The organism is Priestia megaterium (assembly GCF_046599315.1).
Lineage (GTDB): Bacteria > Bacillota > Bacilli > Bacillales > Bacillaceae_H > Priestia > Priestia megaterium_F.
The window spans coordinates 655,435-674,511 of the sequence record NZ_JBKIKC010000002.1 but is presented as its reverse complement, the minus strand read 5'-3'; the positions used below and the strand labels follow the sequence as shown (position 1 = coordinate 674,511).

Sequence of the window (19,077 nt, the reverse complement as noted above, 5' to 3'; positions counted from 1 at the left end):
TCAATTATAATAAAGGCTGAATTGTTTTCAATTTAAAAAATTATTTGGAGGTCATCATGGAAGAAACAATTGGTATGAAGGAATTGTTTCAGACGCTGAAGAAACGCATGTGGCTAATTGCGTTAATTACAATTATTGCGGCGATTATTAGTGCAGTTGTTAGCTTTTTTATTATTACACCTGTATATGAATCAAAAACGCAAATACTTGTTAATCAAGCTAAGTCTGATCAACAGTTATATAATGCTTCGGAAGTGCAAACGAATATTCAATTAATTAACACTTATAATGTAATTATTAAAAGTCCAGCGATTTTAGATAAGGTAAAAAGTGAATTAGGTTTAGAACAGACTCTTGATGAACTTGATAAACAAATAAGTGTAAATAGTGCTAAAGACTCGCAAATAGTGGAAATTACAGTACAAGACCCTTCTCCACAGATAGGAGCTCAAATTGCTAATAAAACAGCTACTGTATTTAAAAGTGAAATTTCTAAGATTATGAATGTGGACAATGTTAATATACTTTCAAAAGCAGAAGTAAAAAGTTCTGTTTCCCCAATCAAACCTAAGCCATTATTAAACATTCTTTTTGGAGTAGTTATTGGACTGATAGGTGGAGTGGGAGTAGCATTTTTACTAGAATACTTAGATAATACAATAAAAACAGAACAAGATATTGAAAATATTCTTGAACTTCCAGTAATGGGTGCTATCACTAACATTAAAGAAGTACCAAAAGCAACAAACGTAGCAGCAAGAGCACCCTTAAATACTCGTGCTCAGCAAAGAGGTGAAACTTATGGCTCGTAAACGAAAAGATCAGAAAAATGATAAATTACTTACGTTAAAGCGTCGTTTATTGGCTCATAATAGTCCTAAAGATCCTGTCGCTGAACAGTACCGTACGATTCGTACGAACATTCAGTTCTCAGATGCTGATCAAGACATCAAGTCTATTGTGTTAACGTCAACCGGTCCTGGAGAAGGGAAGTCAACAACGGCTTCGAACTTGGCAACCGTTTACGCTCAGCAAGGGCTTCGAGTGTTGTTAATTGATGCAGATTTACGTAAGCCAACTGCGCACTATACGTTCCGTTTAGAAAACCATGTTGGCTTAACGAATGTATTAACGAAACAGTCTACGTTAGGGCAAGCGATTCAAGGAACAGAAGTACCGGATCTATTTTTGCTTACAAGCGGCCCTATTCCTCCTAACCCGGCAGAGTTACTTGCATCAAACAATATGACGGAGCTTTTGAAAGAAATGAAAGAAGAGTTTGATATGATTATTTTCGATACGCCTCCGGTTCTCGCAGTAGCAGATGCACAGATTTTAGCAAATCAAGTAGACGGTTCAATTCTTGTCGTTAGCAGCGGCAAAACCGATAAAGAAGCCGCAGTAAAAGCAAAGGAGCTTTTACTGAAAGCCAATGCAAAAGTATTGGGTGCCGTGTTAAACAATCGTAAAATGGAAGAAGGCAGTGACTACTACTATTATTACGGTATGTAAGTTTATGTTTGTTTGAAAGAACCCCTCCAGCTTAGGCTGGAGGGGTTCTTTTTAGTTTAGATTTAAGTTTTCTTTTAGCATAGTTGAAATTTTTGTACGTTCCGCATCTGGTACATTGTAATAATAAATACCGTTCATCTTTCCGCCTGTACCATTAATTTGAATATGCTCGATGTTATTACGTGCTTCTTTGTAGTTCGATTGAATTTCCTTCATATCGTCAAATGTTAAGTTTGTTTTAACGTTATCGCCAATCGCATCTAAGATAGTTCCATAGTTCGTAAGAGACTTAATGCTTGCGCCTTCATCGATAACCGCTTGAATAATTTGCTGCTGGCGGGATTGACGGCCGAAGTCACCGCGTGGGTCATCATAGCGCATACGAGAATAACTTAGTGCTTTTTCTCCGTTTAACTCAAGTTTCCCTTTTTCAAAGTGATGTCCTTCGTACGTAAAATCTAATGTGTTGTTTACAGTAACACCGCCAACTGCATCTACAATGTCTTTAAAGCTTTCCATATTTACTTGTATGTAATAGTCAATTGGAACATTCAAAAAGTTTTCTACCGTTTTAATCGACATATCAACTCCGCCAAATGCATATGCATGATTGATTTTGTCTTCTTTTCCTTTGCCGACAATTTCAGTACGTGTATCACGAGGGATACTCACCATTTTGACTGCTTTTTTATCGGGATTTACTGTTAGCAGCATGAGTGAGTCTGAACGTCCACGGTCAGCTCCTCGTTGATCAACACCTAGCAGCAAAATTGAAATAGGGTCATGTTTAGCTAGACTTACTTTTTCAGAACGTTTGTCCGATTTTTCACGGTTTAAAGGCTCATGCGTACGATTAAAGGTATTCGCCACTGAACTGTATACGGAATATCCGTAAATACCAACGCCAAGAATGAGAAGAAGAATGATAGCTAATGCAATTTTAAATCCTTTTTTCTTTTTGGATTTGCGTTTTTTACGCCTGCGCTGCAGGTCTTGTCCTGTTTCCATTTTTATCGTCCTTTACAATTTTTTCGGGTTAGAAAGTTCGTGTCTTTCATCATGTGACAAAGTACACAACCATTCTTCTATTCTATCAAAAAAATTGTCATTTTTAATCATTTTTTTATAAAAAACAGTAAAAAATATATTATAATGGAAAGACAAGTAAAAAAATAAGGGAGTTAGTTTATGAAAGTATTTGTGAATATTTTTGCGGCTGTTGTGCTTATCGTTACTATTGTTGCGGGTAAAATGTACTGGGATCATCGGATGTCTGCGGAAGCTTCTAGTACAACCACGTCAAGTAACAGTGCTAATAAAGCTGCTGGTGGAAATTGGGAAGACTATGCAGAGAATCTTCCAAAATCCGTGAAAGAGAAGCTGAAAAATGCAGAAGCATCAGGAAAGCCGATGAAGCTATTAATTGTAGGCTCACAAGCAACGTCTAATGACTCAAAGGCATGGCCTGCAATGTTAAAGCAAACATTAAATCATACATATGGTTCGCTTGTAGAAACGAGCGTACTCGAATACAAAGATGAAACCACGCTTGATTTTGTTCGTAATCAAGATTATAAAGATATTATCAAAGAAAAGCCCGATGTACTGTTGTTTGAGCCTTTTCTATTAAATGATAATGGAGTTGTAGGCATTACAAATACGCTGGATAACTTACAGGTCATCATGTCTCATGTAACAGAGGCAGATAAAGATCTTGTGACGATTTTACAGCCGTCTCAGCCGATTTACAATGCTAGCAATTATCCGAAAGAAGCAGAGGCTCTAGGCGATTTTGCGAAGGAAAACGGCTATGAGTATGTGAATCACTGGAGCGCATGGCCTGATTATAAGTCAGACAAAATACTGGATTATTTAGTAGAGAAACAGCGCATTCCGACTGCAAAAGGGAATAAAGCGTGGGCAAGCTATTTAGAAGAATATTTTACAGCATCTTAAACCTGTCGTTTGACAGGTTTTTTTATTGAGATGAAGCTGCTTTTAATATAGTCTGCAGGACTGCTTACTCTATGTAAAAACTTTGTAAGAAAACCTATTAATTTATTGAAAATTGCCAAAAACAGTATTAAGATTAGATGTAATTATCGCTATTAAGTAAAGGAGGAAATACGCTGTGATAGATTTATATACGAATATCTTGCCTAATGTAGACAAAGGGCCGCGCGATACGACTGCTTTTTTAGCCATGGCAAAATCCCTGGTTGATCAAGGTGTAACGTCTGTAGTAGCGGCTCCAGTATATGATAGTCAAGACACCGAACAACTTACGATTCAAATGCATGTAGACGCAGCGAATGAGCGCTTGCAGCATTCATTTATTCCTCTTACCATTCTTCCTGGACAAAAGGCAATCACTCATCATCGTCTCGTTACAGCGTTTGAACAAAATACACTCATCACGATTAACCGCTCTACGAAATACGTGCTTTTACAGATCCCAAACGAATATACATTTAGCTCTACTGAACAAATTCTTTACCAGCTTCAATTAAAAGGCGTTGTCCCTATTATTAGTGAGCCGGAACGACAATCGGTCTTTTTAGAAAATCCTGATCAGCTTTATGAACTTGTGAAAAAAGGAGCTATTGTTCAGCTGTCCGCAGGCAGCTTAATCGGTAAAAATGGCCGCAAAGAGAAAAAAGCCGCTTTTTCGTTTATTAACAACGGACTGGCTCACGTTATTGCATCAGGAGTAAGTGCTGATACATACGAAAGTTATACATTGCCTAAAGCATACGAGATCGTATCTAAACAGCTCGGTACACAGGCTCTTTATAAGTTTATTGGGAATGCTGATTATGTAGCAGAAGGAAAAGCTGTTTTTAAAGAACAGCCGGAACGAGTAAAAAAAGGAAAAATACTAGGTATATTTTAGTCTGTTTTAAAGCCTGTTCGTATCGGATGGGCTTTTTGTTATGGTTCTAAAGGTTATTATTCCGGTAAAAAAAGTATGCTAAAATGAGGAACATAAGAGTGGAATTTCCAAGTTAATGTGTAAAAACAAGGAGAAGATTTTGTGATAGATATTTACACCCATATGTTACCCAGAACAGCAAACAGCAAGCAGCTGTTTGTAGATGCTGCTAAATATTTAGTTAGTCAAGGCGTAAAAGCAGCAGCGACGACTTTAGATAAAGAAATGAAGACTTCTCTTTCTCTTTATGTAAAAGAAGCGAACCAAACATTAAAAGATAACAATATCCCCCTTACGATTGTGGAAGGGACGGAAGTGATGGCGGACCGTGCGTTTGCAGAATCTTATCAACGCCGTGATGCTATGCTTGCTTCAAGTGAAAAATATATCGTGTTAACCGTTCCTAAACAGGAAGAGGCGGATTATCTTGAGCAGCTTTTATATGAAATTCAGCTTAATAAAATTGTCCCTATTATTAGTGAACCAGAATGTCATCCATACTTTTTAGCACATAAAAACGAATTGTATAAGCTTGTGAAAAAGGGTGGGATTGTACAATTGTCTTCAGATAGTATTATCGGGAAAAATGGAAAGCCTGCCAAAAAAGCTGCGATGCAGTTTATTGAACATAACCTTGCCCATGTGATTGCCTCTGGTACAAGCTTGGATAACTACAAGCAGCATTCACTGCGTGAAGCTTACGATGTGATTGGGAAAGAAAAAGGAGCCGCGACAGTTCAGTTATTGATGCAAAATGCTGCAACTACATTTAACGGTCAAGGCGTTCAAATTCTACCGCCTGAACGCATCAAAAAAACAAAATTCCTAGGAATCTTCTAATATTTCCCTTTGTACCCTGATTAACACCTAGTTAATCAGGGTATTTTCATAAAAAGACCTATTTCAGTCCCTCCTTTTATTATTATTATTTGGATTTTTTTACAAATTATGTTTGCGTTTTCACAAAGATTAATAGTAAAATTATGTTAGTTAAGTAGAGAACAGGAAAGTGCGCGGTTTTAAGGGGTTCGTGGTGGTAAATGTCGAGAAGAATACATAGTTTCATATGAGAAATCGTCGTAGAATATATGTATATCGATATAGAATATTTGCCATGACTAAAGAACGCAGTCATGGCAAATATTCTAGACCTAAGCGTCTGTCACTCCCCTTGCGGGGTTAGTGCCATCCGCATAGGTGAACCTTTGAATGATTATTCAGTGAAGTGTGAGTAGTATCCTCTGATGAAAGAAGATTGCCAGTTGACTAAGCAGGGTGTAGATATCATGCAGGGAGGGAAATAAAGTGATTGATATTCATACGTACATATTGCCTAATATCGATAGCGGACCTGAGGAAGTAGACGGCTTTTTGAAGATGGCACGCTCCTTAGCGGATCAAGGCGTTCAGTCCGTTGTGGCCACCCCGCTTTATGATAGCGATCAAGAGTTTATGAAACACCATTTATTTCTCTATGTGAATGCAGCTAATGAATTGCTTACGAATTCATATATTCCTCTTCAAGTATTACCAGGTCAGCTTGTCCCTTTATCGCCTCAACTTCTGCGAAACTATGAGCGAAATCAGCTACTCACACTTAATCACACCGATAAATATTTGTTTCTTTCACTGCCTGAATATGATTTCTCACCTTATTTTGAAAAAATACTGTATGATCTTCTAGCAAAAGGTGTTGTGCCTATTCTTCGTTCACCAGAATGTCATCCGATGTTCCGAGATCATCCTGAGCGTTTGTATGAGCTGGTTAAAAAGGGCGTAATCGTTCAGCTAAGCGCCGCTAGTATTCTTGGTTTAAACGGAAAAAAAGAAAGAAAAGCGGCGTTTACGTTTATTAAATACCGCTTAGCCCACGTGATTGCCTCTGGCGTTCATGCTCGCAATTACCACGCCTATTCACTTTCAAAAGCGTATGATTACATTTCCGATATGTACGGTGCTTCAGAACTTTATTTTTTTATTGAAAATGCAGAGGCTATTATCGACGGTCGTCCGGTTCATCAGGTAGAACCTGAGCCTATGAAAAAATTCAGTTTATTCAAGTTATTCAGCTAAAAAAGGGACTTTTCCATAAAAATGGGAAAGTCCTTTGTTTTGTCTTTCTTGCATTGTGGTATGGAATAGAAAGAAAGTTAAAGAAAGGAAGGCTGAATATGATAAAAACTACGGCTGGAAAAGCAGCCATGTCGGTATTAAAAGAATGGAAGATTGATCACATTTTCGGTATGCCGGGAGATTCGATCAATCACTTTATGGACAACTTGCGCAGTGAAAAAGATGAAATTGAATTTATTCAAGTCCGTCACGAGGAAGTAGGCGCACTTGCGGCATCTTCCTATGCTAAAATCACGGGCAAAATCGGCGTATGTCTGTCGATTGGCGGACCGGGTGCAATTCATTTGTTAAACGGTTTGTATGATGCCAAAGCGGACGGAGCACCGGTCTTGGTGTTAGCTGGACAGGTGCCTCGTGAGAAGCTCGGCAATGAGTCGTTTCAAGAAGTGAACTTAGAACGTGTTTTTGACGACGTGTCGGTGTTTAATCACCGAGTAGACTCGCCTGAATCATTTCCGCATCTGCTTCAGCAAGCGATTCGAACGGCTTATGCAAAAAAAGGCGTAGCGGTGTTAGTCATCCCGGATGATATTCCATCTTCAACGATTAAAATTGATTCAAAAACGCCAATTGCTAATGTATCAAAAACAATTTTTCACAGCGACCCGGAAGATGTAGCTAAAGCGCTTTTAGCGATTAAATATGCAAAAAAACCGGTCATTTTAGCAGGAACAGGTGCAAAGCACGCCAAGCTTGAATTAGCGCAGTTTGCAGAGAAAATTGCGGCGCCGGTTATTTTTACGCTTCCGGCTAAAGGGATACTGCCTGATCATCATCCTTACAATCTAGGACAGCTCGGACAGCTTGGGACAAAGCCGGCGTATGAAGCGATGGAAGAAACCGATTTGTTAATTATGGTTGGGACTTCGTATCCATACCGTGAGTTTTTACCAGATGGAGTCGAAGCAATACAACTGGACTCGGATGCCACGCAAATTGGCAGACGCTATCCTGTATCTATCGGACTAGTCGGAGACTCTAAAACGACGCTGTCACAGCTTACCCATAATTTAGATTATCAAGAAAACCGCCGTTTTTTAGAAGAGTGTCAAGTCAATATGGAAAACTGGTGGAAACACGTAGAAAAAGAAGAAAATGAAGTGAGCACGCCAATCAAGCCTCAGCAAGTCATTCCTAAGCTTCAAAAAATCGTTGATGATGATGCAATTGTATCTGTTGATGTAGGGAACGTGACGGTATGGATGGCGAGACATTTCCGCATGACGAATCAAAAATTTGTGGTTTCCAGCTGGCTCGCAACGATGGGCTGCGGACTTCCGGCTGCTATTGCAGGAAAGCTTGCCCATCCTGAAAAACAATCGATAGCCGTATGCGGTGACGGAGGCTTTACGATGGTGATGCAAGACTTTGTGACGGCTGTGAAGTACAAGCTGCCAATTGTTGTCGTCGTCCTTAATAACAGTGAAATCGGGATGATTAAATATGAACAAGCGCTTCAAGGTCACTTGGATTATCAAACGCAGCTTGGTGAAATGAACTTTGCGAAGTTCGCTGAATCATGCGGAGGAATTGGCTATCGTGTTGAAAAATATGAAGAGCTGGAAACAGCTTTTGAAAAAGCGTCTCTTGCGAATGTCCCTGTTGTGATTGATGTGGTCGTAGCGGATGAACCACCGCTTCCAGGCAAAATTTCATTCGGACAAGCGGCTAATTATTCGAAGCATATGATGAAAAAGTTCTTTAAAGAACATGAGCTCGAAATGCCGCCGCTTCGCAAAGGGCTAAGCAGAATGCTTTAATCAGTGACTCTCCTTACAGGGGAGTCTTTTTAGGAGGGATATCATGGGAGTGTTTGAACTTATTTTACTTGTTTTTGGCGCGGTGATGATGCTGGTGATTGTAGTGCCGGTTATCATTGCTATTATTCTTTGGATGAAAGATGAAAAACAAGAAGAGCATTCGGTGCTTAGAAATTATCCGCTGCTCGGGAAAATGCGCTATATTTTTGAGAAAATGGGGCCTGAACTGCGTCAGTATTTATTTTTAAATAATAACGAAGGCAAACCGTTTTCTAGAAATCAATATGAACAAACCGTTAAGTCAGGTAAATACCTCAACCGAATGATGGGATTTGGTTCAGAGCGTGATTTTAATGAACCGGGCTATTATATTCGAAACGCGGTGTTTCCAAAGCAGCGTGACGAAATGAAAGCGGATAATACACAAAAAATCAAAACAAAAGTATATAAAATGGATGCGGACAACTTATTCAGCAGAAGAGAGCACCGCGAAGAAAAAGAAGCGGATCCGTTTTATCTGCGGGATGAAGATGCCATCGTTATAGGTCCTTCATGCAAAGAGCCGTTTGTTGTAAAAGGATTAATCGGTCAATCCGGCATGAGTTTTGGAGCGCTTGGTGACCATGCGATTACCGCATTATCACTAGGGTTAGGACGAGCAGGCGGCACGTGGATGAACACCGGAGAAGGCGGATTGTCGCCGTATCATTTAAAAGGAAACGTGGATATTATTTTTCAAATTGGTCCAGGACTCTATGGCGTTCGGACAAAAGAAGGCGAATTTTCATGGGAAGAATTTAAAAAGAAAAGTGAAATGAAGCAAATCAAAGCGTTTGAAATTAAGCTTGCCCAAGGAGCTAAAACGCGAGGCGGTCACGTGGACGGTTCAAAAGTAACGGAAGAAATCGCCGAGATTCGCAACTTGAAGCCAGGAGAATCTGTAGACAGCCCAAACCGTTTTAAAGAGTTCGCGTCGTATCCTGACATGTTTCAGTTTATTGAAAAACTTCGAGATGTGGGCGGCAAGCCAGTAGGCATTAAAATGGTTGTTGGAAACACAAATGACCTTGAAGAAATGGCGGCGTATATGAAAGAGACGGGAAGTGGTCCTGACTTTATTACGATCGACGGAGCAGAAGGCGGAACAGGCGCATCGTTTCAAGAATTAGCAGACGGAGCGGGTGTGCCGTTGTTTTCAGGACTGCCTTTTGTGGATGAACTGCTTAGAAAATATGGCGTTCGTGATGAGGTGAAGCTGTTTGCATCCGGCAAGCTGTTAACGGCTGATAAAATTGCGACTGCTTTATCGCTGGGTGCCGACTGCGTCAATATTGCCCGAGGCTTTATGTTTTCTGTTGGCTGTATTCAAGCGGAGGTTTGTCACAACAACAGATGTCCAGTGGGAGTAGCCACAACAGATCCGAAGCTGCAAAAAGCGCTTATTATTGAAGAAAAGTCATACCGCGTGTGCAACTATGTGCTGTCGCTTCGTGAAGGATTGTTTAATTTAGCAGCAGCAGCTGGAATTGATTCACCGACGAAGTTTTCAAAAAAGCACGTGGTGTTTAAAAACAGCAGCGGACAATTAGCTGATATTTCTGTAAAAGAAAAGATGTACGTATAAAAAGCTGCCGATCGGCAGCTTTTTTATTGTCTTCGTTGAAGCAAATGCAGGCAAAACTCTAAGTCTTTTTGAAGATGCTCTTGCATTAACGCTTCGGCTTTTTCAGCATTACGTTCTTTAATCGCGTTATAAATGTCTTCATGTTCGTCGATTAAAAATGGACGGTTATAAAACACCACGGTGTGACGGAATAAGTAAATGATGGACTGCATGCGGTCGATGATATTAATCATCACGTCATTGTTGCTTGCGTTTACAATAATGGCGTGGAAACGTTCATTCGCGCTCATAATTTCTTCAAACGAGCCGTTTCTTCCGATGTCTACGCATTCTTTTAATTCTTCTAATTCTACGTCAGACAGAAAAGTTGCGGCAGCTTTAGAAGCTGAGCCTTCCAGCAGCATCCGCACTTTAAACAAGTTGCGCAGATCTTTTTCTGTAGGCGACACCACTTTTTTTCGAACAATCAGTCCTTCATATTCTAAGCGTCTGATGGAATCACGAATCGGCGTTCGGCTGAATCCAAGCTCGCTCGCTAATTTTTCTTCGACGATTTTTGTACCGCCTTCAAGCTCACCGTTTAAAATTTTATCTCGAATCATCTCATAAGAAGGGTGATGAGACGAACGAGATCCTTGATTTCTTAGCATGCTCTACTTCACCTCTAGCATTCGACACGAGGAAATCTCGTCTCTTTCTCTCTTTATTTTTTATCGTTTTGTACGCGTATATCCAAATCATACTATAACTTGTGGAAAGGTGGGACGGAAAGTTTCGCTTTTGAAAATAAATGCCTGGATTTAACGATCGTGTTATAGTTTGTGATTGCAGGCTTGATTCGTGCAGCAGTTGGCTCGGCAATAGTGGCAATGACAACAGCAACAATGCCAAACGTAAGCCCGGAGCTGTTAGTACTAGCAACAGGTCTGTTATGTTATAAATGGTTCTGGTTAATCAAAGAGTTCTTCAGCATGTCACACACATGCTAAAAACGTGGACGGTGATGGAAACGATTCTATCATTTGCGATGGTTCTTATTTCAGCGCTTTTTTCTTTGAATACAAGTATATTCAAAATATTTTAAATAATGGCAAAAATACTAGATTTTCCTCGTTTCGATAGTATAGAATAGTTATAAAGTAGAAAAAGGGGGTAGATGTATGACAAATGACGAAAATTATCAAATTGGTTTGACGACAAAAGCGTTGATTCCAGTGAATGATCCTATTCACCGCACAAAGGTGCTGGATGAAACAGGGGAATACATGCTAAGCAAGACATGTAAGCAATTATTAGAAGAAGCGTGTATTCGAGAATTAAGTACGTTTAACGGCTCTATCGCCGCCGTTCGAAAAATGTTTCCATACAAACAGCTTACGCCGCTTGTCATTAATCGTTCGCAAGCCATTATTGCGTTTCCGACATCTTCGCCAAATGACTATAGCTGCGCCTGGATTTTTGCCTCGCATGTTCATACTTCACACACGCTTTCTTCAGTTAATTCACCCTCTACGCTGATTCACTTCAAAGACGGAACGTTCATTCCAGTGAAACTTTCTTATTATAGCTTAGAAAAAAAGCTGGCCAGAGCAGCTGTTATTCGCAATTATTGTTTAGAAAGCCCGCTTTTTTTAGCGTAGTGCGTTCGATTTATCAAACAAAATTGTCCTACATATGAACAATTGGTTGCACAGGACTTCTTATATGTACTGAAGGAGGAAGCTTAGGATAAGCTTCCTTCTTTTCTTACTCTCTAAGAAGCGAGGCCTTTAGCTTCCTGCGAGCTGATTTTCCCCAGTTTTTAACGGCTCCTGTGGATACGTGGTATTTGTAGGCGATATCTTTATAGGAGTAGCCTTCTAGCAGATGTTCGAGTACATAGATTTTTTCTCTCCCTGTTAAATGTTCGATATGCTGTTCAATGATTTCAGCTTCTAGCGGGACGGGAAGAGTGAGATCTTCGTTCAGTGAAAGCAGGTTCTGTTCAGCAGGTGTTTCACGTTCTTCATATAAAATGGTGCCTTTTAAATGAGAAAGAATAGTACCGCGCACGGTTGTATAGGCATAAGCAGGAAAAGATCCTTTGCTTTCATCAAATTTTTGATACGCTCTCCATAAACCAATTAAAGCAATTTGATAATATTCGTCGTAGTCTTTGTAAATATGAAATTTTTTAATCATCGACACAATTAATGGATGAAAAGATGAAGCAATTTGATCAAACGAGCTTTTTTGCATATAGTATTCCTTTTTCAAAAACGCGTTTTTGCTGTATTCCGCCGGTATCTCTACTGTACAAGGAGAAGGTCACATGTGCGAATGAACGTACATTATGTTTTCTTTTTAAGAAACGTGACGCAATTTCCCCGGAAACTTCACATTTCGCTAGAAAATATGCGAAGTATACATGTATTTGTAGAGATTTTACGTACGAAAGGCCCCCCATTCCAAATTCTACTAATCTATAATTATTTTTATATCGATGTAGCAATTCTAGCATCACCAAAGAGCGGTGATGCTAGAGTTGCTAGAACTATCCGGATGAGCCACTCCCTTGCGGGCTGGTCTCATCCGGATAGGTGAACCTTTTAGGGCGGATTCAGTGAAGTATTTTTGTGTTTGTGCATTTGTTTATTCTATTGAATGTAAGTTTGGTGGACAGAATATATTTGGTTTTTAAAAAATGCATAAAAGGGGAGATTGAATGAAGGCGATGGTTGGGGTAAATGTGGCGGCCGCTGTTTTGTGCGGGGCGGTGATGTATGCGGGAATGCAGCACTGGCAAGAGCAAACCGAAGCAAAGGCAAGTGAAGTGAAATCCGCTGTTGTACATAAAGAAAAACAGTTTTCCGATGTATCTGCTTATACAAAAAATCTTCCAGACTTTATTACAAAGCAAATCGAGTCATCTATTGCAAATAAAAAACCTCTGACTCTTGTGCTTGCCACATCCGCGAAGGAAGCAGGATGGCCTCAGCAGTTAAAAAAAGAGTTAGCAGCTACATACGGAAGTGATGTATTTACAGTCAAAACACTTTCATACGGCAGCCAAACAACTGATGGGCTTTTATCCTCACAGATTGCTGATCAAATTAATCAACTTCAGCCAAACATTATTTTGTTTGAAGCACCTCTTAAAAATGACTATCAGCACCTTACGCTAGATGAGACGCTTAAAAATACAGACGAGCTGATTCATCAGCTCAAAGACTTGAAAAAAACCCTTATGATTCAGCCGTCACAGCCATATATTTCACAAACGGAATCCTATGAAGAAGGGGTAGAAGCGATCAGGGGAGTCTCTGAGGCAAATTGGGTATATTATATGAATCACTCGCTCATTTGGCCGTTTCATTTAGGAGAATATATAAATAAAGACAGCGGGAATTTAACGAAAAAAGGAAATGAAGTGTGGGGAGAATATGTTGTGGATTGGTTTACAGGAAAATAAAAAGACAAGCCCTATTAAATGTGGAATAGGGCTTGTCTTTTTATAGTTTTTAGAACAAGACTATGAAACTATTGATCATTTTTAATAGGAGTGATTTTTATCATAGCTCAGGTTATTTATTTCTGTTACATTAACGTTGTGAAAAACATCACAAAATAAAATACAAAGGATGATACAAATTAAAACATAATTAGACCACTTATTTTTTTTGCTTGCTGTTAAAGCAATGGAATCGCATACATACCATAACTGTGTTAGATAACCTAACACATAAGTTGAACGATTCTGAAAATTCATATATCTTAAGTGTATCTTTAAAGATGCATAGAAAATATATCTTTGGAACAAGCAGGTATAGATGCCAGGGGAGGAATGGAAGATGCAAAAAAAGAAACTCGTATTGATTGGAAATGGAATGGCTGGAGTTCGAGCGGTTGAAGAAATATTGAAGGTTTCAAACGAAGCGTTTGAGATTACGATTTTCGGAAGCGAGCCGCATCCGAACTATAATCGTATTTTATTATCAAAAGTTCTGCAAGGAGATACGAATGTTGAAGACATTACGTTAAACGATTGGAACTGGTATCAAGAAAACAATATTACATTATATACGGGCGAAACGGTTACTAGTATCGATTCGATAAAAAAAGAAGTAGCTACAAGCAGCGGCAGAATAGAAGCGTACGATGAATTGATTTTAGCAACGGGCTCTCTTCCTTTTATTCTTCCGATTCCAGGATCTGATAAAAAAGGAGTCACGGCTTTTCGAGATATAAAAGACACGGATGAAATGCTGCAGGCATCTCAGCAGTATAAAAAAGCAGCGGTTATTGGAGGCGGATTGCTTGGGCTAGAAGCAGCGCGCGGACTGTTAAATTTGGGAATGGACGTATCTGTGATTCATTTAGCTCCGTATTTAATGGAACGTCAGCTTGATCCAACAGCCGGTAAATTGCTTCAAAACGAATTAGAAAAACAAGGCATGAAGTTTTTGCTTGAAAAACAAACGGCAGAAATTGTCGGCGATGAACGAGTTGAAGGTCTATCTTTTAAAGACGGGACGTTTTTAGAAGCTGATTTAGTGGTGATGGCCGTTGGAATTAAACCAAATGTTCAGCTTGCAAAAGAAGCGGGGCTTACGGTAAACCGAGGAATTGTCGTGAATGACTATATGCAAACGGATATTCCGAACATCTACGCTGTTGGAGAATGTGCAGAGCATAGAGGAATGGTATACGGACTAGTGGCACCTCTGTATGAACAAGGAAAAGCATTAGCAAAAGCGATTTGCGGTGCAGAAAAAGTTCCTTATGAAGGGTCAGTTTTATCAACGCAGCTAAAAGTATCAGGGGTGGAAGTATTTTCGGCAGGAGACTTTACGGAAGATGAAGAGAAAAAAGCGATCAAAGTATTCGATGAACAAGACGGCATTTATAAAAAGCTTGTTCTGCGAGGCAATCAAATCGTAGGAGCCGTTCTTTTTGGAGACAGCAGCGATGGAAATCGACTGTTTTCAATGATTCAAAAGCAAGAAGATGTATCGGATGTCGCAAAAGTTTCAATTTTACAGCCATCTGGCGGTAACGCGGGTGAAAGCCTAGTAGCAAGCATGAGTGCCGATGATATTATTTGCGGCTGTAACGGTGTATCAAAAGGTACGATTGTGGAAGCTATACAAAAACAAGGATGCTCATCGGTTGATGAAATCAAAGCTTGTACAAGTGCGTCTCGTTCTTGCGGAGGATGTAAACCGCTTGTGGCGGAAGTGCTTCAGCATACTCTCGGCGCTGACTTTGACGCGGCGGCTCAAAAAGAAGCGATTTGCGGCTGTACGACTCTGTCACGAGACGAAGTTGTCGAAGAAATTAAAGCAAAAGGACTTTCACATACGCGTGAAGTTATGAATGTACTTGGCTGGAATAATGAAGAAGGCTGTTCGAAATGCCGTCCGGCGCTAAACTATTATTTAGGCATGGTGAATCCGACTGGGTACGTTGACGAACGCGAATCACGATTCGTTAATGAACGCATGCACGCGAATATTCAAAAAGACGGTACGTATTCTGTTGTTCCTCGCATGTACGGAGGCGTCACAAACGCAGAAGATTTACGAAGAATTGCAGACGTCGTTGATAAATATGAGATTCCTCTGGTAAAAGTGACGGGCGGACAGCGTCTTGATTTGTTTGGTGTCAAAAAAGAAGATTTGCCTAGCGTATGGGAAGAGTTAGATATGCCTTCCGGCTATGCTTATGGCAAGTCACTGCGGACCGTGAAAACATGCGTCGGCGAACAGTTTTGCCGTTTTGGCACGCAGGATTCAATGGGCGTTGGGATTGCGCTTGAGAAAAAATTTGAAGGGTTATGGACACCTCATAAAGTAAAAATGGCTGTATCTGCTTGCCCGAGAAGCTGTGCTGAGTCAGGTATTAAAGATATTGGCTTTATTGGAATCGACGGAGGCTGGGAAATTTACGTGGGCGGAAATGGAGGTACGCATCTTCGCGGAGGAGATTTATTGTATAAAGTAAAAACAGATGAAGAATTGATGGACATCACAGGAGCTTATTTGCAGTATTACCGAGAAACGGCTAATTACTTAGAACGTACGTCTGCATGGATTGAGCGTATGGGGCTATCGCACATTCAATCAGTGCTTGATGACGCTGAGACGAGAAGAGAGCTGAATATACGTATGGACGAAGCGCTATCGACGTACCGTGATCCTTGGAAAGAAATTGTTGAAAGCAAAAAGACGAAAAAAGAGTTGTTCGAAACAGTTGTCACATCATAAAGCTGGGGGGAAATAAAGATGGTGAATAAAAACATTACAAAAGTATGCGTAGGGTCTATTCATGATTTTCCGGTAAGCCTGGGTAAAACAGTGAAAGTAAACGGAAAAGAAATTGCGGTGTTTAAGCTATCAAGCGGAAAAATCCGGGCAATTGAAAATCGCTGTCCGCATAAAGGCGGCGTGCTAAGTGAAGGAATCGTGAGCGGTGACTCGGTGTTCTGTCCGATGCACGACTGGAAAATTTGCTTGCATGACGGTAACGTCCAAGAGCCCGATAGCGGCTGTGTAGACACGTATGGAGCATCTGTCGAAGGAGATTTGCTGTATCTTTTAATTGAAGAATAAGTAACGGTGGCGCGTTGATTTTCAACGCGCCACAAAAATTCAAGGGGACACTCAAAGGAGCGAAGCAAAAATGAGACAAGGAAAAGTATACATTGTAGGAGCCGGACCAGGAGATCCAGATTTACTAACGATAAAAGCAGCAAAATGTATAGAAAAAGCAGATGTTATTTTATATGACCGCTTAGTGAACCCTGTTCTTCTTCAGTATGCAAAAGAAGGAGCAGAACTCGTCTACTGCGGGAAAAAGCCTGGTGAGCACTGCGTTTCTCAAGATGATATTCATGATTTCCTTGTATTCTACGCAAGAAAAGGAAACACTGTCGTCCGGTTAAAAGGCGGAGATCCGTTTATTTTCGGAAGAGGCGGTGAAGAAGCGGAAGTGCTTGTTCAGCACGGAATTTCATTTGAAGTTGTTCCGGGTATTACAGCTGGAATCGCGGCACCGGCCTATGCTGGAATTCCCGTTACGCATCGTGAGCTGAGCCGTTCATTTGCCGTTGTGACTGGGCATTGTTTGAATGGCAAGCCAGAAAGTATTCGCTGGAAGCATTTAGCTAAAGGTGTTGATACGCTTGCGATTTATATGGGCGTTAAAAACTTACCGTATATTTGCCGTCAGCTTTTAGACGCGGGGAAAAGCGCAGATACGCCAGTCGCTCTTATTGAACAAGGCACGTCCATTTATCAGCGCACGGTTACAGGCACGCTTGGCACAATCGTAGACACGGCTGCCGAGCAGCAAGTCAGCAATCCCGCGATGATTGTGATTGGTGAAGTGGTGAAGCAAGCCTCTGCTCTTTCTTGGTTTTTGGAAAAAACAGAAGAAAAAGTATGCGTCTAAGATGAGTAAAAGGAGGAAACGCTTTTGTTGAAACATTCACTGCAGTCAATGAATGAGTTAGCCCGCGAAAAAACGAAGCTTGTGAATGATCATTTGCCGAGTTACTTGCTGTTAGCTGTGCTAGCAGGTGCTTACGTGGGACTTGGGGTAGTACTGGCTCTATCGGTAGGAGCGCCTTTAGCCTCCGCTTCTTTGCCGATTGTTTCTCTTGTGATGGGCTTATCTTTTGCTGTTGCTTTACTGCTTGTTGTATTTGCAGGAGCCGAATTGTTTACGGGAAATCACATGGTGTATACGGTGAGTACGCTATCGGGAGTCACCACGTGGAAAGATACGTTCAAAAACTGGACGTGGTGTTTAATTGGAAATGCGGCAGGAGCGTTTGGGCTTTGTTTGTTAATTACCGGAACCGGTTTGTTTAAAGGGATTGAAGCAAATCATTTGCTTATGACGCTGGCAGCTAAAAAGATGAATTTACCGTTCAGTGAATTATTTTTTCGCGGCGTTCTGTGCAACTGGCTTGTTTGTCTTGCAATTTGGACAGCTTCGCGCACCAAAAGCGATGCGGCAAAAATTATGCTTATTTTTTGGATGCTGTTTGCATTTGTTGCTTCAGGATACGAGCACAGCGTAGCGAACATGACGTTTCTTGGTCTAGCTTTATTGCTTCCGCACCCTGAAGTGATTTCGTTTGCTGGACTATTTCATAATTTAATTCCTGTTACACTCGGAAACATCGTAGGAGGAGGCCTGTTTGTAGGAAGCATCTACTGGTTCGTGAACGCTAGGCAGCTAAAAGAAACTAAAAAACAGCCGGCTACTCTCGCGGCTGATTTGGATTCTGCTAAACTGTCTAAATAGCAAAGAAACCGCTCTTTGTACCATATAGTCAGCTTTTAAAGCTATCATAACGGTATTTTAGAGCGGTTTTCTTCTATATAATATAAACTGCTTAAAGCGTATTCACATCTATACGTATCGAACAAGCAGTATCGTTCTTCATTTTATAAAAACAGGGAGTCTGTGAGAATTGAATCGGACAGATTCTGTTGAAATGAATGTGTGAGGGTGCAGATATCATCGAAGAGGCAGAGGGCATCTTAAAATTTTAATGTTGTTTGGCATTTTATGCTCTTTTTGAGCTTGCTTAAAGCAGTTGTACATTGCTTTGCTGCCTAAATGATTAGCGGAGTGAATCGTAATTCGATCGGCATATAAATGGTGCTTTACCATAAAATGCACGAGCATTAATCCATTCCGTGTCTTATTCAGTAAATCGTGATCAAGTGACAAATGTTCAACGTCGAATGATCTTAGCAGATCAATACATTCATCAATCGTTTCGGCTAAAACATGACCTTCAGGGCACTTGCGATAGTCGTCTAGAAAAACATTGATTTTCATGACTCATTCTCCCTTCCTTGCCTTGTCTTTAGTGTAACATACATAATGTCATATACCTACCTAAGTCCATTCGACATATTTTCCTGTATTCCTTCTTAAATAATGATAAAAACACGATTTTTTATCATTATTTGCATATCTAAGGCGAATAAACAGGAAATAAGGAAAGAGATGTCGAACGAAAAATGAATAGAGAAACAATTAAAATTGGAAATTGGCTTTTTAAATTCCGCTAACTTTACATAAGAAAATGATTCCAATCCCAGATTTATCAAGGGTTG

18 protein-coding genes and 1 pseudogene are annotated in these 19,077 nt (G+C 40.3%); 15 read left to right on the top strand and 4 right to left on the bottom strand.

Annotated elements, in window-relative coordinates:
• Positions 1–56: 56 nt before the first annotated feature.
• A complete protein-coding gene (locus tag ACLHDF_RS10795; RefSeq protein ID WP_413918837.1) occupies positions 57–812 on the top strand; it encodes a YveK family protein in 756 nt (251 codons plus the stop codon).
• Positions 802–1,512 (top strand): CpsD/CapB family tyrosine-protein kinase, encoded by a 711-nt coding sequence (locus ACLHDF_RS10790; RefSeq protein WP_413918836.1) that lies wholly within the window; start codon positions 802–804, stop codon positions 1,510–1,512. The genes ACLHDF_RS10795 and ACLHDF_RS10790 overlap by 11 nt, the downstream gene beginning before the upstream one ends.
• Before the next feature lie 51 nt (positions 1,513–1,563).
• On the opposite strand, the gene ACLHDF_RS10785 is transcribed toward ACLHDF_RS10790, so the two are convergent.
• Positions 1,564–2,520, bottom strand: a complete 957-nt coding sequence (locus tag ACLHDF_RS10785) for a LytR family transcriptional regulator (RefSeq protein ID WP_413918835.1) — start codon at positions 2,518–2,520, stop codon at positions 1,564–1,566.
• A gap of 180 nt (positions 2,521–2,700) precedes the next feature.
• Between ACLHDF_RS10785 and ACLHDF_RS10780 the strand changes: the two genes are divergently transcribed.
• From ACLHDF_RS10780 to ACLHDF_RS10755, 6 genes are all read left to right on the top strand, one after another.
• Positions 2,701–3,468, top strand: a complete 768-nt coding sequence (locus tag ACLHDF_RS10780; RefSeq protein ID WP_413918834.1) for an SGNH/GDSL hydrolase family protein — start codon at positions 2,701–2,703, stop codon at positions 3,466–3,468.
• A gap of 175 nt (positions 3,469–3,643) precedes the next feature.
• Entirely contained in the window at positions 3,644–4,405 is a 762-nt protein-coding gene (locus ACLHDF_RS10775) for a tyrosine-protein phosphatase (RefSeq protein WP_413918833.1), read from the top strand.
• A gap of 141 nt (positions 4,406–4,546) precedes the next feature.
• Complete coding sequence (locus ACLHDF_RS10770; RefSeq protein ID WP_413918832.1) at positions 4,547–5,284, top strand: CpsB/CapC family capsule biosynthesis tyrosine phosphatase; 738 nt, start codon at positions 4,547–4,549, stop codon at positions 5,282–5,284.
• A gap of 465 nt (positions 5,285–5,749) precedes the next feature.
• Positions 5,750–6,517 (top strand): tyrosine-protein phosphatase, encoded by a 768-nt coding sequence (locus ACLHDF_RS10765; RefSeq protein WP_413918831.1) that lies wholly within the window; start codon positions 5,750–5,752, stop codon positions 6,515–6,517.
• A gap of 98 nt (positions 6,518–6,615) precedes the next feature.
• Positions 6,616–8,337: a pyruvate oxidase gene (locus tag ACLHDF_RS10760; RefSeq protein ID WP_413918830.1), complete on the top strand. Its 1,722-nt coding sequence runs from the start codon at positions 6,616–6,618 to the stop codon at positions 8,335–8,337.
• 43 nt (positions 8,338–8,380) lie between these two features.
• On the top strand, positions 8,381–9,961 hold the full coding sequence (locus tag ACLHDF_RS10755; protein ID WP_413918829.1) for an FMN-binding glutamate synthase family protein: 1,581 nt from the start codon (positions 8,381–8,383) through the stop codon (positions 9,959–9,961).
• Positions 9,962–9,984: 23 nt separating this feature from the next.
• Here ACLHDF_RS10755 and ACLHDF_RS10750 read toward each other — a convergent pair whose 3' ends face one another.
• Positions 9,985–10,611, bottom strand: coding sequence for a GntR family transcriptional regulator (locus ACLHDF_RS10750; RefSeq protein WP_413918828.1), 627 nt, complete (start codon positions 10,609–10,611; stop codon positions 9,985–9,987).
• 168 nt (positions 10,612–10,779) lie between these two features.
• On the opposite strand from ACLHDF_RS10750, the pseudogene ACLHDF_RS10745 reads away from it, so the two are divergent.
• A pseudogene (locus ACLHDF_RS10745) lies at positions 10,780–11,045 on the top strand (permease DsdX); the annotation flags it as partial.
• 76 nt (positions 11,046–11,121) lie between these two features.
• Entirely contained in the window at positions 11,122–11,601 is a 480-nt protein-coding gene (locus ACLHDF_RS10740) for a competence protein ComK (RefSeq protein WP_413918827.1), read from the top strand.
• A 106-nt stretch (positions 11,602–11,707) separates the two neighbouring features.
• Here ACLHDF_RS10740 and ACLHDF_RS10735 read toward each other — a convergent pair whose 3' ends face one another.
• Entirely contained in the window at positions 11,708–12,199 is a 492-nt protein-coding gene (locus ACLHDF_RS10735) for a sigma-70 family RNA polymerase sigma factor (protein ID WP_413918826.1), read from the bottom strand.
• Between the two features lie 466 nt (positions 12,200–12,665).
• On the opposite strand from ACLHDF_RS10735, the gene ACLHDF_RS10730 reads away from it, so the two are divergent.
• The 5 genes from ACLHDF_RS10730 to ACLHDF_RS10710 all read left to right on the top strand — a co-directional run bounded on the left by ACLHDF_RS10730 (position 12,666) and on the right by ACLHDF_RS10710 (position 18,253).
• Positions 12,666–13,412, top strand: a complete 747-nt coding sequence (locus tag ACLHDF_RS10730) for an SGNH/GDSL hydrolase family protein (RefSeq protein WP_413918825.1) — start codon at positions 12,666–12,668, stop codon at positions 13,410–13,412.
• 379 nt (positions 13,413–13,791) lie between these two features.
• The gene (gene nirB / locus ACLHDF_RS10725; protein ID WP_413918824.1) at positions 13,792–16,206 is read left to right on the top strand and encodes a nitrite reductase large subunit NirB; all 2,415 of its coding nucleotides are present in this window, start codon (positions 13,792–13,794) and stop codon (positions 16,204–16,206) included.
• 18 nt (positions 16,207–16,224) lie between these two features.
• Positions 16,225–16,551, top strand: coding sequence for a nitrite reductase small subunit NirD (gene nirD / locus ACLHDF_RS10720; RefSeq protein ID WP_274588790.1), 327 nt, complete (start codon positions 16,225–16,227; stop codon positions 16,549–16,551).
• A 70-nt stretch (positions 16,552–16,621) separates the two neighbouring features.
• Entirely contained in the window at positions 16,622–17,392 is a 771-nt protein-coding gene (cobA, locus tag ACLHDF_RS10715; protein ID WP_413918823.1) for a uroporphyrinogen-III C-methyltransferase, read from the top strand.
• Between the two features lie 24 nt (positions 17,393–17,416).
• Positions 17,417–18,253, top strand: coding sequence for a formate/nitrite transporter family protein (locus ACLHDF_RS10710; protein ID WP_413918822.1), 837 nt, complete (start codon positions 17,417–17,419; stop codon positions 18,251–18,253).
• A 216-nt stretch (positions 18,254–18,469) separates the two neighbouring features.
• Here ACLHDF_RS10710 and ACLHDF_RS10705 read toward each other — a convergent pair whose 3' ends face one another.
• Entirely contained in the window at positions 18,470–18,796 is a 327-nt protein-coding gene (locus tag ACLHDF_RS10705) for a cyclic-phosphate processing receiver domain-containing protein (RefSeq protein WP_413918821.1), read from the bottom strand.
• Between the last annotated feature and the right edge of the window lie 281 nt (positions 18,797–19,077).

Excerpts from the sequence above, each read along its gene's own strand:
- ACLHDF_RS10730 (WP_413918825.1), top strand. The coding sequence starts at position 12,666 with ATGAAGGCGATGGTTGGGGTAAATGTGGCGGCCGCTGTTTTGTGCGGG.
- nirD (WP_274588790.1), top strand. The coding sequence starts at position 16,225 with ATGGTGAATAAAAACATTACAAAAGTATGCGTAGGGTCTATTCATGAT.
- ACLHDF_RS10785 (WP_413918835.1), bottom strand. The coding sequence starts at position 2,520 with ATGGAAACAGGACAAGACCTGCAGCGCAGGCGTAAAAAACGCAAATCC.
- ACLHDF_RS10705 (WP_413918821.1), bottom strand. The coding sequence starts at position 18,796 with ATGAAAATCAATGTTTTTCTAGACGACTATCGCAAGTGCCCTGAAGGT.
- nirB (WP_413918824.1), top strand. The coding sequence starts at position 13,792 with ATGCAAAAAAAGAAACTCGTATTGATTGGAAATGGAATGGCTGGAGTT.
- ACLHDF_RS10790 (WP_413918836.1), top strand. The coding sequence starts at position 802 with ATGGCTCGTAAACGAAAAGATCAGAAAAATGATAAATTACTTACGTTA.
- ACLHDF_RS10735 (WP_413918826.1), bottom strand. The coding sequence starts at position 12,199 with ATGCAAAAAAGCTCGTTTGATCAAATTGCTTCATCTTTTCATCCATTA.
- ACLHDF_RS10795 (WP_413918837.1), top strand. The coding sequence starts at position 57 with ATGGAAGAAACAATTGGTATGAAGGAATTGTTTCAGACGCTGAAGAAA.
- ACLHDF_RS10760 (WP_413918830.1), top strand. The coding sequence starts at position 6,616 with ATGATAAAAACTACGGCTGGAAAAGCAGCCATGTCGGTATTAAAAGAA.
- ACLHDF_RS10750 (WP_413918828.1), bottom strand. The coding sequence starts at position 10,611 with ATGCTAAGAAATCAAGGATCTCGTTCGTCTCATCACCCTTCTTATGAG.
- ACLHDF_RS10755 (WP_413918829.1), top strand. The coding sequence starts at position 8,381 with ATGGGAGTGTTTGAACTTATTTTACTTGTTTTTGGCGCGGTGATGATG.
- ACLHDF_RS10740 (WP_413918827.1), top strand. The coding sequence starts at position 11,122 with ATGACAAATGACGAAAATTATCAAATTGGTTTGACGACAAAAGCGTTG.
- cobA (WP_413918823.1), top strand. The coding sequence starts at position 16,622 with ATGAGACAAGGAAAAGTATACATTGTAGGAGCCGGACCAGGAGATCCA.
- ACLHDF_RS10780 (WP_413918834.1), top strand. The coding sequence starts at position 2,701 with ATGAAAGTATTTGTGAATATTTTTGCGGCTGTTGTGCTTATCGTTACT.